Source organism: Desulfovibrio sp. Fe33 (assembly GCF_028532725.1).
GTDB lineage: Bacteria > Desulfobacterota > Desulfovibrionia > Desulfovibrionales > Desulfovibrionaceae > Pseudodesulfovibrio.
Map to the genome: position 1 here is coordinate 12,989 of NZ_JAQKGU010000013.1, position 13,093 is coordinate 26,081.

At 64.1% G+C, this 13,093-nt stretch carries 17 protein-coding genes; 6 read left to right on the forward strand and 11 right to left on the reverse strand.

All coding sequences use genetic code 11. The features are described from left to right. Positions 1-8 precede the first annotated feature (8 nt). Both PSN43_RS14660 and PSN43_RS14665 read right to left on the reverse strand, forming a co-directional pair. Positions 9-998 (reverse strand): HEAT repeat domain-containing protein, encoded by a 990-nt coding sequence (locus tag PSN43_RS14660; RefSeq protein ID WP_272701482.1) that lies wholly within the window; start codon positions 996-998, stop codon positions 9-11. A 25-nt stretch (positions 999-1,023) separates the two neighbouring features. Continuing rightward, positions 1,024-1,770 carry a S24 family peptidase gene (locus PSN43_RS14665; protein ID WP_272701483.1) on the reverse strand — a complete coding sequence of 249 codons (747 nt, stop codon included), beginning with the start codon at positions 1,768-1,770 and terminating at the stop codon, positions 1,024-1,026. Between the two features lie 154 nt (positions 1,771-1,924). Here PSN43_RS14665 and PSN43_RS14670 point away from each other — a divergent pair, with 154 nt between their 5' ends. Then, positions 1,925-2,320 carry a DUF5675 family protein gene (locus PSN43_RS14670; RefSeq protein WP_272701484.1) on the forward strand — a complete coding sequence of 132 codons (396 nt, stop codon included), beginning with the start codon at positions 1,925-1,927 and terminating at the stop codon, positions 2,318-2,320. Positions 2,321-2,333: 13 nt separating this feature from the next. Next, positions 2,334-2,561, forward strand: coding sequence for a helix-turn-helix domain-containing protein (locus PSN43_RS14675; RefSeq protein WP_272701485.1), 228 nt, complete (start codon positions 2,334-2,336; stop codon positions 2,559-2,561). Between the two features lie 57 nt (positions 2,562-2,618). On the opposite strand, the gene PSN43_RS14680 is transcribed toward PSN43_RS14675, so the two are convergent. The 8 genes from PSN43_RS14680 to PSN43_RS14715 form a co-directional block, all read right to left on the reverse strand. Beyond that, on the reverse strand, positions 2,619-3,959 hold the full coding sequence (locus PSN43_RS14680; RefSeq protein ID WP_272701486.1) for an SH3 domain-containing protein: 1,341 nt from the start codon (positions 3,957-3,959) through the stop codon (positions 2,619-2,621). A 4-nt stretch (positions 3,960-3,963) separates the two neighbouring features. Then, positions 3,964-4,542: a flavin reductase family protein gene (locus PSN43_RS14685; RefSeq protein ID WP_272701487.1), complete on the reverse strand. Its 579-nt coding sequence runs from the start codon at positions 4,540-4,542 to the stop codon at positions 3,964-3,966. 65 nt (positions 4,543-4,607) lie between these two features. Next, positions 4,608-5,666: a hypothetical protein gene (locus tag PSN43_RS14690; protein ID WP_272701488.1), complete on the reverse strand. Its 1,059-nt coding sequence runs from the start codon at positions 5,664-5,666 to the stop codon at positions 4,608-4,610. 321 nt (positions 5,667-5,987) lie between these two features. Next, complete coding sequence (locus tag PSN43_RS14695) at positions 5,988-6,422, reverse strand: thioredoxin family protein (protein ID WP_272701489.1); 435 nt, start codon at positions 6,420-6,422, stop codon at positions 5,988-5,990. A gap of 68 nt (positions 6,423-6,490) precedes the next feature. Beyond that, on the reverse strand, positions 6,491-6,901 hold the full coding sequence (locus PSN43_RS14700) for a PaaI family thioesterase (RefSeq protein WP_272701490.1): 411 nt from the start codon (positions 6,899-6,901) through the stop codon (positions 6,491-6,493). A 5-nt stretch (positions 6,902-6,906) separates the two neighbouring features. Continuing rightward, entirely contained in the window at positions 6,907-7,722 is an 816-nt protein-coding gene (locus tag PSN43_RS14705) for a sugar phosphate isomerase/epimerase family protein (protein WP_272701491.1), read from the reverse strand. Positions 7,723-7,983: 261 nt separating this feature from the next. Then, positions 7,984-8,397: a hypothetical protein gene (locus PSN43_RS14710; protein ID WP_272701492.1), complete on the reverse strand. Its 414-nt coding sequence runs from the start codon at positions 8,395-8,397 to the stop codon at positions 7,984-7,986. 406 nt (positions 8,398-8,803) lie between these two features. Further along, positions 8,804-9,478 carry a CBS and ACT domain-containing protein gene (locus tag PSN43_RS14715; protein WP_272701493.1) on the reverse strand — a complete coding sequence of 225 codons (675 nt, stop codon included), beginning with the start codon at positions 9,476-9,478 and terminating at the stop codon, positions 8,804-8,806. A 290-nt stretch (positions 9,479-9,768) separates the two neighbouring features. Here PSN43_RS14715 and PSN43_RS14720 point away from each other — a divergent pair, with 290 nt between their 5' ends. Then, complete coding sequence (locus PSN43_RS14720; protein WP_272701494.1) at positions 9,769-10,176, forward strand: hypothetical protein; 408 nt, start codon at positions 9,769-9,771, stop codon at positions 10,174-10,176. Beyond that, positions 10,173-10,385, forward strand: a complete 213-nt coding sequence (locus PSN43_RS14725; protein ID WP_272701495.1) for a hypothetical protein — start codon at positions 10,173-10,175, stop codon at positions 10,383-10,385. The genes PSN43_RS14720 and PSN43_RS14725 overlap by 4 nt, the downstream gene beginning before the upstream one ends. Positions 10,386-10,387: 2 nt before the next feature. Here PSN43_RS14725 and PSN43_RS14730 read toward each other — a convergent pair whose 3' ends face one another. Further along, a complete protein-coding gene (locus PSN43_RS14730; RefSeq protein ID WP_272701496.1) occupies positions 10,388-11,344 on the reverse strand; it encodes a tetratricopeptide repeat protein in 957 nt (318 codons plus the stop codon). 13 nt (positions 11,345-11,357) lie between these two features. Between PSN43_RS14730 and PSN43_RS14735 the strand changes: the two genes are divergently transcribed. Next, positions 11,358-12,644 (forward strand): terminase large subunit domain-containing protein, encoded by a 1,287-nt coding sequence (locus PSN43_RS14735; RefSeq protein ID WP_272701497.1) that lies wholly within the window; start codon positions 11,358-11,360, stop codon positions 12,642-12,644. Next, on the forward strand, positions 12,631-12,993 hold the full coding sequence (locus PSN43_RS14740) for a hypothetical protein (RefSeq protein ID WP_272701498.1): 363 nt from the start codon (positions 12,631-12,633) through the stop codon (positions 12,991-12,993). Before PSN43_RS14735 ends, PSN43_RS14740 begins: the two co-directional genes overlap by 14 nt. Positions 12,994-13,093 lie beyond the last annotated feature (100 nt).

The window sequence follows — 13,093 nt, forward strand, 5'->3', positions numbered from 1 at the left end:
CCTCCGTATCAGTTCAGGTGAATGACGCCGCCCAGGGTCCTGCGGAGGTCCTCGGGCAGGGTGCTTGCCAGGTTCGGGTCGATGCCGGTCAGGAGCAGGGCCGCAGCGGCGCGCTGCCCTTCGGTGCCGGTGGACAGTGTGGCTCGCAGGGCCGGTTCGGCCTGTTTCCCCATGCGGGCCAGGGAGAACAGAGCCATTTGCCCCATGGGCGTGCCCGGCCTGGCAAGAAGTTTGACCAGGGTCGGGGCCGCCGCCGCGCCGATGCGGGAGAACGGCCTGTTTCCCCTGGCGGAGATCAAGGCCATCTCCCGGAGGACCGTGCCCGCGTCCGGGCCGATGAGGTCCAGGGTTTCGGCGATGACATGCATGAGGCGCGGGTCGCCGGTGTCGAGCGCGTGGATCAGGGCCGGGGCCGCGGGCAGGGCGTCGCTGCCCATGCCGCCGAGGAGCCAGGCCGCTCTGGCCTGAACCGGAGGATCGTCACGACGCATCATCGCGGCCAGGGCCGGGACGGCGTCAGGCCCCATGCGGGTCAGGCACAGGGCTGCGGCCACGCGGACGTCATGGGCCGGGTCGGACAACAGTCCGGCCACGTCCTGCGCGGCCAGGGACCCTAGGCGGGAAAGGGCATGGGCGGCCAGGGAACGCACTGTGGGGTCCGGGTCGCCCAGGGCCTTGAGAAGAGTATCCAGGGCCAGCCCGGGCGCAGGCTGAAGCGCCAGCCCCATCATCGCTCCGCGCCGCACGTCGGCGGAGGGGGCTTTCATGGCCGCGAGCAGGCCGGGCAGGGACTCCTGGCCCCGCTCGCGCAGGACCGCCAGCCCCGTGGACCGTTCCGACGCGTCCCGGCTGCCGAGCATTTCGGCCAGCTCCCAGCCTTTCGAGGCTGCGTCCGGGCCGTCCGCAGCCCATGCCGCCGCCGTTCCGGTCAGGGCCACGGCGATAAGCAGGAGAGGGACAAGCCCGCAGGCTACCGCCATGTGTCGATGGTCCAACATCTGGCCTCCTTGTGTCGGTAAATGACTATTTTCGGGTCATGTCGCTCCACGCCCAGACGACGCTGCCGCCGATGGCGCGGGAGATGTCCCCGCCGAAGTCGCGTCCCAGCCTGTAGGTGGCGGGCGGGTGTTCGCGGCTGTCGTCCGAGTAGTAAATGAGCTCTACGTCGTCGTCCAGCCTTCTGGTGCTGACGCGGCGGATGGTCGCCTTCCCCCGCTCGTGAGGTTCCCGGACGAGCATGATCCTGCCTGCCGGGCGGGGGTCGCGGTCGTCGCGGTCCACCAGGGCCACGTCGCCGGGGTGCAGGGTCGGGGCCATGGACAGCTCCCCGGGCAGGATTTCCACGGCCACCAGATTGGATCGGAAACGGAGGGAGTCCTGGTGCCGCCAGACCAGGACCCACCCTTCCACGCTCTCCTCCGGCACGAGACCCGCCGTGGCCGCAACCGCGGGCGGCGTCAGGGGCACGGCCAGGAAGTCGTCCGCCTTGGGTCCGGGCGCGCCCGGTCCTGCCTTCCCTGTGTCGGGCGGCCTGAAGCAGACCTCGCGGGTGGCGTCGGAGGGGTCGTCGCAAAATGTCAGAGTCACACCCACGCGGTCAAGAATGTGCCCGAGTGAGTCGCTGTTCAGGCCGCGTTCGCGTTTGAGAAAGCGGTTGAGCTGCGACGGGTCGACCCCGAGTTCGTCCGCCATCCGCTTGTTGTTGGGGTAGCGTTTGCCCGGTCCGATCCTGTCGAGGAGCGCCTGGCGCACGTTGTCGGTGAATCCCATGTCTTCCCCTTTTCTCTGTAATGGTTGTGCACATTTATACATGAAAATTGGCAAATGTCTAAACAGAAAATTAAAAAATGGTTGACTAGCAAATAGACAATTGACTATGCCACAAAAGAACACTTGGTCAAAATACAAACAAGGAGTTATCCTGATGAGAAACGTGGACATAGTGCGATTGGAAAAGGGCGAGGAAGGCACTTTCGGCGTGCTCCGCCTGGATGGCCGGGTTTTCGGCGTCACCCTTGAGCCGCAGGAGCGCGGCAACCGGGTGGGCATGTCCTGCATTCCGGCCGGAATCTATACTTGCAACCGGGTGGATTCGCCCGCTTTCGGCAACACTTTCGAGGTCGCGGACGTGCCGGGGCGCACCCACATTCTGTTTCATCCCGGCAATGTGGTCGGAGACACGCGGGGGTGCATTCTGCTGGGCAGCCGGTTCGGCGAGATCGGGGGCGAGCGGGGGATTCTCGATTCCCGCGCCGCGTTTGGGGAATTTCTCGCCCGTTGCGCGGGAGAGCGGGCTTTCAGGTTCGAGATAACGGAATAGGCCGGGGGAAGGCATGTCGGATATCTGCTTGAAAGGGGCGAAGGAAATTTGCGAGGCCGTGGGAGAAAATCCTCGCAACATCACGGAACTGGTTCGGGACAAGGGGCTGCCCGCCTGGAAGCGGGACGACAAGGGGTCGTGGCGGGCTCTGCCCGAGGATTTGCAGCGGTGGATTCGCGAACAGCGGGACCGCCATATCAGCAATTACGTGTTCAGGGAACGGCCGGACGCCGGTCTGTAGGGACACCCAGACGGGAACGGGAAAATCGGCCGCGCGTGTTGGCGGGGCGCGCGGCGGTCAGGGCAGGGTGTTGAAGGAATTGACCGAGTTCAGGAGCACCCCGTCGGGCCGGGCCAGGTCCTTCAGATCGGTCCCCGGCTCCAGGGTGGTGATGACGGTGCGGCCTATGACCGCCCGCCCCTCGACTCCGTTGCGCCGGGTCTTGAGCCCCCAAACGGTGTGCAGGACCACGGGCTGGCCGTTTTCGGAGCCTATGTAGATCATGATGTGTCCCGGCTTGCGTACCAGGGTCAGGAACGGAACTCCCTCTTCGAGCAGGAGGTTCTTCTTGGCCTGTCCGTCGCCGTGCTCCAGGGGCGTAACCCAGCCGAGTTTGGCCTGCTGGCTTGAATTGCGCGGCAGGAAGATGCCGAAGGCGGCCATGAGGTCCATGGTCGTGGCCGAGCAGTCCCGATCACCATACAGTCCGCCCCAGCCGTAGGGCTCGCCGATCATGAGGCCGGCCAGGCGCGCGAAGTTGTCGGGCGTGGGCGGCAGCGGGGCCGGTTCGGCGCCGCCGGGCGCGATGCGGGCGAGCTTGGCCACGGCCCTGCCCCGGTCGTCACGGGCCGGAACCATGACCGTGAGGCCCTTGTCGGCCGCTTCTCCGTTGTCGGAGGTGTCCCCGGCCAGGGGCAGCAGAGTGCCGATAGTTCCCGTGCAGCGGAAAATTCCGTCCTCGTCCACCAGGGACACCCCGTCCCGGACAACCGCCGCATAGGCTTCGGCTCGGAACCGTTTGGCGAACCCGTCGTCCACCCAGGCGATGTCCGTGGCCCTGACCCAACCGTAGGCGAAGCGCGATTCCACCAGGACCCAGGCCCGGTCGGCGCTTTCGTGGGTGGCGTAGAGCGGGGTTCCGGCCAGGACCAGGGAGTTTTGCATGTAGTCGAAGGGGAACCCTTCGCCCGCCTGCCGGGGATCGAGGAAGACGGGCTTGTCCGTGGGCAGGACCCGCATGGAGGTGTTGACCACGCTTACGGCGCGGCGGTTCAGGCTCGGATATTCGCCCACGCGCGAGGCGTCGGCCATGGCCGAAAGCCAGTCTGGGTCGCGCGGGAGGATGTTTTCACCGAAGAGGGGCCTTTTCGAAAAGGCGGTCAGTCCCCAGAAGACCTTTTCCGCCGGGAATTCAGGACGAGTCCGCTCCCATGGGTCGAAGTGCCGCGTGAGGAAATCCGACCAGGCCGCGGCCTGGATGTCGGGGCTCATGAGCCGCGCGTCTCCCGGCAATCCGTGATACGCCCCGGCGTCCTGGACAAGGGGGAGCTGCGGCGCAGGGGAATGGCGCACCGCGCACCCGGTCCCGAGAACAAGCAGGGCCGTGAGGAGAATCGTTCGGAAGGCGGCGCGGCGCATGGTTCTAGTCCTTTTTCAGGTACTTCTTGCCGATGTCGAAGCCCTTGCCGATTTTTTCGCCCACGGTGTGGTAGGCGCGGGTTCCCGGGGAGAAAATGAGCGGAAGGATTTTTTCCGGGTCGGGAAATTTGCCGTCGACCAGCTTGTCGTCGTCGCATTTCACGTCCTTGATCTCGCCCACGAGCATGACGTGCGCCTTGAGGTCAACCGTCTCCTTGAGCTCGCACTCGATGACCAGCGGGAATTCACCGATGTACGGGGCGTCGACGCAATCGCTCTTCACCGGGGTGAGTCCCGTGGCCGCGAATTTGTCCACCTTTTCGCCCGAGACCATGCCGAGGTAGTCCGCCTCGGCGGCCAGATAGGCCGGGCTCACCGACACGGTGAACGCCTTGTGTTTCATGATTCCCGCATAGGTATGGCGCGAGGGGCGCACGGATACGGTCAGGCAGGCGGGGTCCGAGCCGCAGATGCCGCCCCAGGCGGCGATCATGGCGTTGGGCTTGTCCGCCTCGTCGTAGGAACCCACCGCCCAGACCGGAGTGGGCTGGGCTAGGGTATTGGGACCGAGGGATTTCTTCATCGTCAAAGCTCCTTGTATTCGATTCAGGTTTGCAGTCTACGGCAAACCCGGCTGAATGAAAACAATCAGGGCCGGTACGTCGGCAGGCCGGGATCGACGCGTTCGGCGATGCGATCGGCCAGGGCGGCGCACAGGCCGCAGGTCCGGCACGCCTTGTCGCATGACGTGACCCGGTCGAAGAAGTCGGCGGGCAGGCTGCCGTTGGGTATGCGCACCCGGTCTGCGAGATCGCCCATGGCGTCCATGAGGTCCAGGAGGTTGCCGTCGTAACGTCCTTCCGCATAGGCGGCCACCGTACGCATGAGAAAGGCCGTACCACGATTTCGGCCGCACAGCTTGAGGCCATGGGCTACACCAGCGTATCGCCCGGCATCCTCGGGACGGATGAAGGGCGAAGCGAGCATCAGTCCCGGCTCCCGGATCATGCGTCGCACGCAGCCGAAATCCCGGTTCAACGCAAAGGTCCGGTCGCCGCACAGCCCCTCCACCACCAGTCCGACGTGGGCGTCGTGGGCAGGCTTGTACGGGCATTGGTACAGGCACCCCTCGTTGGCCATGAGGAAGAGTTGGATGTCCGTGTGTCTGGCGCGCAGTCCGTGGACCAGCGCGTTCAGGCCGTCCGGATCGCGGTTGAGCGACCTGTCCGCCACCACCCGTTTCGGCGGGCGGAACGCGGTCTCGCCGATCAGGTCCAGCAGGGCGAAGACGCGCGAGGGCGAATCCGGCATGGCGTTGATGCTGGGCACGGCGGCAAGCCGTTCGCATGTGGCGGGCCGGGCGTCGGACAACGCCTGAAGGAAGTAGGCGTCGGCGAAGACGATTCCGGTCAGTCCGGCCTCGTCCGTCAGCCTGTCCAGCAGGTCGGCGGTCCCGTGCAGCCCCTTGGTGTCGAAATAACGCTCCGGATGAAGGAATCGGGCGTTCATGAGCAGGAGCCTGTCCATTCCCGGCAGCCGCTTCAGGCCGCTGATGACGGCGTCGAGGTCGGCCGGGGCCGTCCGCTGCCGCGCGTCGGATACGCGCGTGTCGCATAGGGAAAAGTGGACCGAGGCCAGTCTGTCGGACCGTTCGCGCAGGAAATCGACGTAGTCGTCGTCGGGCAGAAATGGGACGTCCAGGAGCATATGCCGTTTTCGCCCTTGTCCGCGTTCCCGTCAAGCGTTGGCTCGGGAAAGCGCCTTTGTGGCGGGCGCAAAACAAGGACCAATACATTTAACTCCCCGCACTGGCGAAGCGGAAACACCCGCGCCAAAGGCGCATAAAAGGGATGCAAGGGTGCGAACCCTTGCCCGCCGGAGGCGAAATCACCCGACTATTGCCGCGAAGCGGCTTTCAACTCCTGATTTTCCTCTCCAGGGAACTAAAGGGATAGCTCCCCAAAAAAAAGGAGAGCCGGACGCACATATCCGGCTCTCCCTAAAAGGGGATGAGACCCCTCTTGCATGTTAGATGTGCTGTCCGACCCACCCGGCAATGCCTCGGGCGTCCATTGCACCGGATTGCCTGGCGATCTCGCGGCCATTCCTGAACAGGATGAGGGTGGGCACGGCGCGGATGCCGTAGCGCGCGGCAACGGTCTGTTCGGCCGAGGTGTCGATTTTTGCCAGCCTGACCTTGGGGAACAGGGTCTTGGCGGCGTCGGCGAACTGCGGGCCCATCATGAGGCAGGGGCCGCAGGTGGGAGAGTAGAAATCCACGAGAACGGGGACTTCGCTCTTGCCTATATGGCGGTCAAAGGTGGAGCCGACCAGCTCAAGGGGCTGGGCTTCGAAGACCCTGCCGCCGCATTTGCCGCAGGCGGCTTCGGCCTCGCGGCCGGGATTTACGCGGTTTACCGCCCCGCATTGGGGGCAGACGATGAGTCGATTATCGGTGGTCATGAGATTCCTCCGTTGTTGTCTTACGGAAGAAGAATAATCACCGTGGGGCGTTGGGCAAGGGCTGCGGATCAGGCAAGGAGCAGGAACGAGGCCGTGGCCCTGGCGACTTCTCGGTCGCCGGACGAGGCCGAAGCTTCGACGAACAGCACGCGGCTGCCGCGTTTGACCACGTTTGCTTCGCAGATCAGGTCCGAGCCGGGCCTGACCGCGCGGAGAAAACTGACGGACAGATCGATGGTGGTGGTCCGCTCGCCGGGCGCGTTGCCGCCGAGCACGGCGTGAGCCATGGCTTCATCGAGCAGAGAGGTCAGCACGCCGCCCGCGACCATGCCCGCCCCCTGGGTCAGCTCCGGCTTGAAGGGCAGTTTGAGCACGGCGCGGTCGGGTTCGATGGACACCACCTCCACGCCGAGGAAGGTGAAAAGGTTGTTCACGGTCTGGCCTTCCTTGCGGACCGCTTCGAGGTAGGCTTCAGGCATGTCGGTTATTCCCCCCGGCCGGTTTCGAGCCGCGCTTCCATGTCCCTGCGCAGCCTGGTGAGCATTTCCACGGTGCCCTCCATGTCTGTGGGGAAGGCGCCTGGCTCCAGTTCGAGAGTAATGTATCCGGCGTATCCCCGTTTGCCAAGGCGTTCGAGGAAGGCGTCCAGCGGCAGCGCGCCCCTGCCGGGCGCGAGGTGTTCGGTGTAGCCCACGGCGTCGGAGAAGTGGACGTTGTAAAGCAGGCCGTGCGGGACCTTGTCGATGGCCTCCAGCACGTCGCGTCCCGACACGCCCATGTGGCAGACGTCGAAGGTCAGGCCCACGTTCTTGTCCCGGCACTGGGCCATGAGCTTGTCCAGCGGGTCCTTGCCGAAGGGTGAACCCTCGGCCCACGGCATGTTCTCCAGCGAAAAGCGGATGCGGCCCTTGGCGTCCAGGAGCAACGGCAGGTCTACGGCTTTCTCGAACCAGCGGTTCTGGATCATATTGGCCAGCCGGGTGCCCGGAGGGTGCATGGTGATGTGGTCGGCATCGGGCAGCGCGTTGGCCAGGGCCGTGGTCGCCCGCCATGAGTTGAGATGCCCGCCCCAGGCCGCCCAGTCGCGGAACGGGGCGTGCAGGCTGCGGATGGGCAGGATGTCGCTGATGGCCTCCAGTCCGGCGTCGGGGTTGAGCTTCGGGGAGTTCATTATCAGCTCCATGCCCGCGAATCCGGCTTCGCGGCCGATGCGCGCCACAAGCTTGAGCGGCAGGTGGAACAGACAGCCCGCCGACAGCAGTATATGGGGGCCGCTTCGGCCGATTGCTTCTTCTCCCATGCCTGCACCATACGGCACTGTTTCGTCACGGCAATAAAATATCGGGGAAGGGCGAAAAATACCGGGTAAACGGCAAGTGGCCGCGTTCGGCGTTTCGGCGAACCCGGAGCGGTTCCGAGGTCGGGAAGTGGATTCGGGGAAAGCGGGCCGTTCGGGCGCGCATGGCCGCCACGGGCGGTGGGAAAAATAAAGCCGACCAGATTGTCGGCTTACATTAATCAGATTTTACAGGATAAATGAATTATCGTCGCTTATCGATAACTATTTTGTTGGAGACTTTTCTATGAGGTCTACCAAGACCAACGCCCAGGCCATATCGCGCTTGTTGTCCTCGGTCATGGCGTCCAGGAGCCGTTCCTTGAGCGGTTTGATCGCCGCCTTGAGACGGGCCGGGCCGATGTCCTCCACCCGGTAGGCGGCTTCAAGGGCGTTCAGGCACAATGAGTCGAACTCCTGCCTGTCGGACCGGTCCGTATGCCGGGCGGCGCGCAGGGCCGCATGGTAGGCCGCTATCTCCCGGACCTTCAGCAGTCCGAAGACCACCGCTTCCAATTTGGTGTAGTCCCGGCCCCAGATGTCCGCGCCCCGGATTTCCGGGCGCGGCAATGTCGGACCGCGCTCCTCGCGCTGGTCCAGGGCACGCCGGAATTCCTCAAGGGCAACCACGTTTCCCATAACCGCTCCTTTTCGCAATCTTCATTTGGTCTAATCGGATGGGCGACCCGTTTCTTAAGATGTCTCTTAATATTTTGCGGACGTTGATCCGATCGATGAGCGCGGGGGCTTTCAGTTCTTCATGGGACCGGCGGAAATTAAGTCGGCGGAAAGCCGCGCTCGGCGAGAAGAAATGGGGTGTTGCGCTTTGACGTGGCGTGGTCGGGGCCGAGTTGCGAATGGTCTGGTTGCCGTTCGGAAAGGAGAGAGGCCGCCCGGAAGCGGGGCGGCCTCACAGCCTTATTAAAAAGGCAGAGATCGTCGGTAAGATCATGCTATATTACAAGCGTATATAGATCAAGTAACTTATCGTCTTTTTATTGCGTAAAATGCGTTTTTTAGCGCTTATCCGGGGTTCGTCTCCCGGCTAGATGACGTTGTGAACCGAGTCCACGACCCAGTAGAGGACCTCGAACTGTTCGGCCAGGCCCTGCTTGAGGCGCTTGAATTCGGGCTTCTCCATATCGCGGATGCGGATGTAGACGTTCTTGAACCCTTCGGATTCGGGCACGTTGTGGGTCATGATGGACATGATGCGCGCGCCGTTGTCCTTGAGGAAGGCGAGGACCGGGCGGAGGCTGCCGGGAGCGGTGGACAGCCGCAGGCAGAATTGGGCGCCGCCTTCGTAGATGCCGGAAATTTCGACCAGGACCTTGAAAATGTCGGTGTCGGTGATGATGCCCACGACCTTGTCGTTCTCGTCCACCACGGGCAGGCCGCCGAAGTTGCCTTCAAGCATGAGCACCGCGGCCTTTTCCACGGTCTCGGTGTCGCGGATGGTGACGACCTTCTTGGTCATGATGTCCTGCACCTTGACCTCGGAGAGGAGGTAGTACAGCTCGTGCACATCGAGGGTGGTGGCCTTGGACGGGGAGGCGTCCTTGACGTCGCGGTCCGAGATGATGCCCACGATCCTGCCGTTCTCATCCACCACGGGCAGGCGGCTTATTCCCTTGTCCTTCATGAACTTGGAGGCCTTCATCATGGAGCGGTCCGGGGTGATGGTATAAACGTCCTTGGTCATCCAGTTGGCTACCAGCATAGGGGGGTCCTCCTTGTTTGAACGGCCGTTTCCGGCCGGATACGGTCGATATTTTGAGCTATTCTTAACGTTTCCCGAGCCATTTGGCTAGCCCTGCGACGGCTTTTTCCCGGGCGGGCGGAGCGTTCCCGGCGGCCTCGCCGGCGGATACCCCGTCAAGTTGTTTTTTTATGCCATTCGGCCGCTTTTCCCTGCCATTCTCTTTCACGACCGGGTTTTCACTGAAACCGGGGCTATGATTCTCCCGGACCGGGGCGGCCATCGGCAACCTCAAGTATTTGGAGAACGACATGGCGATACCGATTATCGCGGCCGTGGCGGGACTGCTGACCACGGTGGTGGACGGAGTGGCGGACCACTTCAGGGGGAAACGGGAATTGAAGAAGGCGGTCATGGAAAACCGTGTGCGGCTGGCCCGCTCGGACCAGGAATTCAACCATGACTGGGAAATGAAGCAACTGGAAAACTCGGGCTGGAAGGATGACGTGCTCTTTTTCGCCTGGATCGGCTTTTTCATCTGGTTCGGGGCGGACCCCGAAGGCGCGGGCGAGGTCATCCGTGCCTGGGAGGCGCTGCCCGACTGGTTCCTTCAGATCACGTTCTGGATCGTGGCCGCCGTGCTCGGGGTCAAGAAGATCGGCGATTACCTGCCCGGCGCGGTGCGCGGCCTCAGGGACGCCTTGGGAGGCGGCAAATGACGGCCATGAACAAGGAGGACGTGCAGGATCTTCTGGTTCGCATAGACGAACGGGTCAAGGCGATTCAGGAAGCCATCAGGGAAATCAACGAGGCTCGCCAATGCCATAGCCATCGCGAGAAAATCCGCGTCCTGGAGCGGCTGGTATGGGGCAGCCTCGCGGGCACGGCGGCGCTGGGCGGGCGCATTCTGTTCGAGGCCCTGCGATGAGCCTAGGGATAGATTTTGTCCCGGTATTGCCGGAGCTGGTCCATGTATTGGGAGGCCAGGAAGTCGTCGCCCCGGGCGCGCGCCAGCGTCAGGGCCGTTTCAACGGCTTCAATGGCTTCGTCCATGTCGCCGGCTCCGGCAAGGGCCTCGCCCAGCAGTCCGAAAAGGGCGCTCTGTCCCGGTTCGAGCTGGGTGGCGCGGCGGTAGTCCCTGGCGGCTTCCCTGTACCGCCCGAGCTTGAGCTGGGCCTGGGCGCGCGCGGAAAGCAGCAGGACGTTGTCGGAATCCAGGATGTACGCCTGGGACAGGTCGCTCAGGGCGGCTTCGTAGTCCTTGCGGGCCAGGTGGGCCATGCCCCGATTGTAGTTGGCTTCCAGGTTGGCCGGGTTGATGGCCAGGGCGCTGCCGAAGTCGTCGATGGCCTCGTCCGCGCGGTTCAGCCGGAGGTAGCACAGGCCGCGCCGGACAAACGCCTCGGCCACGGTGGGGTCGTGCCGGATGACCTGCGAGAAGTCCCGGGCCGCTTTCCGGTATTGGCCCATATTCAAGAGGATGGAGCCCCGCGTGTACAACGCGTTCACATGGTCCGGCTTCAGCTCGATGGTCCGGTTCACGTCCGCCAGGGCTTCGTCCGTCCTCCCTTTGGAAAACAGGATCGTCGCCCGGTAATAGCGGGCGTTGGCCAGCTCCGGGTCAAGCTCCAAAGCCTGGTCCAGGTAGCGAAGCGCCGTGTCCTCGTCGAGGAACCCGCCGTCGTGCATGAGCTGCATGGCCTCGGCCAGGGCTTCGGCGGCCCGGGCCTCGCGTTGTTGCGCCGCGAGCTCCGCCCGGGTGGGCGCGACAGGCTGGTCGGCCTTTGGGGCGCAGCCCGTCGAGGCCAGAAGCAGGCAGAACAAGACAATCAGGGCGTAAGTCCGCATGGCCGAGGAATAGCCTTGGCCCGCGCCGCCCGTCAACATAAGCGAGGAAACAATGTTTACTGATCTGTATGTGCCCAGGGAGCACCAGGCCCGGATCGAGGCGAAGCTCGGCCGTTTTTCCGTCCTGGTCTGCCACCGCCGGTTCGGCAAGACCGTGTTGTCCGTCAACCGGCTCATCAAGGCCGCGAAGTCCACCGCCCGCCCGGATTGGCGCGGGGCCTACATCGCCCCGCTCTACCGGCAGGCGAAGACCGTGGTCTGGGACGAACTCAAGCGGTACTGCGGCCAGGGGCGTGACGAATGCACCGTGAAATTCAATGAGACCGAACTGCGCGCCGACTTCGAGAACGGCTCGCGTATCCGGCTTTTCGGGGCCAACAACCCGGATTCTCTGCGCGGCATGTATCTGGACGGCGTGGTCTTCGACGAGGTGGCTCAGATGCCCCTGCGCGTCTGGACCGAAGTCATTCGTCCCGCCCTGTCCGACCGCAAGGGGTGGGCCATGTTCATAGGCACGCCCCGGGGCAAGAACGCCCTCTACGAAATATGGGAGAAGGCCCGGGCCGAACAGGATTGGCTCGCCGCCATGTATCGCGCCTCCGAAACCGGAATCATCCCCTCCGACGAGCTTGCGGCCAGCGCACGGGAAATGTCGCCCGAGGAATACGAGCAGGAGTTCGAATGTTCCTTCACCGCCGCCATTCGCGGGGCCTACTTCGGTCAGCTCCTGGCCGACGCCGACCGCGACGGCCGCGTCACCGCCGTGCCACATGATCCGTCCATGCCCGTGCACACCGCCTGGGATCTGGGCATGTCCGATTCCACCTCCATCTGGTTCGTTCAGGCCAAGCCCGGCGGCACCTTCGCGGTCATCGACTACTACGAGGCCTGCGGCGAGGGGCTGGATCATTACGCCCGTGTTCTCGACGCCAAAGGGTACAAGTACGGCACGCACATCGCGCCCCACGACATCCGCGTGCGCGAGCTCGGCACCGGCCGGTCGCGCCTGGAAACGGCCCGGTCCCTGGGAATCCGTTTCAACATCGCGGCCAATATTCCCATCCAGGACGGCATCAACGCCGTGCGCACGATCCTGCCGCGCTGTTGGTTCGACGAGACCCGCTGCGGTCCCGGCCTTGAAGCGTTGCGGCACTACAGGCGCTCCTTCAACGACCGGACCTCCGACTTCTCGTCCCGGCCCGTGCATGACTGGACCAGTCACGCGGCGGACGGATTCCGCTACTTCGCCGTGGGATTCCGTCAGCCCGAAGCAGGACCCCGCCCGGCTCGGGCCGACAACGACTTCAATCCGTTCGGAGGAAGCCATGGCCGTGCATGAAACATTCGATCGTCCCGAGCTCCTGGCCCACTTCCCGGATGACGGGGCGTACCGCTGGCTTGAATTGACCGACGGCCGCGTTGTCTATGGCGTCAGCGCCATAGCCGACCGGGGCGGTTATCTCGAACTGCACCTGACCATGACCCGTTGGGGACCGGACGTGCGCCGGAATCTGTCGGGGGACGTGGAATGGCTCAAATCAGAGGCCCGTCGGCTCGGCCTGCCCAAAATCATGGGCGTCCGCGCCGACGACCGGGGGCGGTTCGACAAACGCCTCTTCCGCTTCGCCCGGCTGTACGGCTTCACCGACCCCTGCGTATTCCAGACCACGAGTTTGATGGTCGATTAGGGAGATTGGCCCCTTCGGGGAGGGCAGGGCGCGGCCCTGCACCCGCCGGGGCGCCGCCCCGGACCCCGCCAGAGAACCCTTTGAAAAGGGTTCTCTGGAC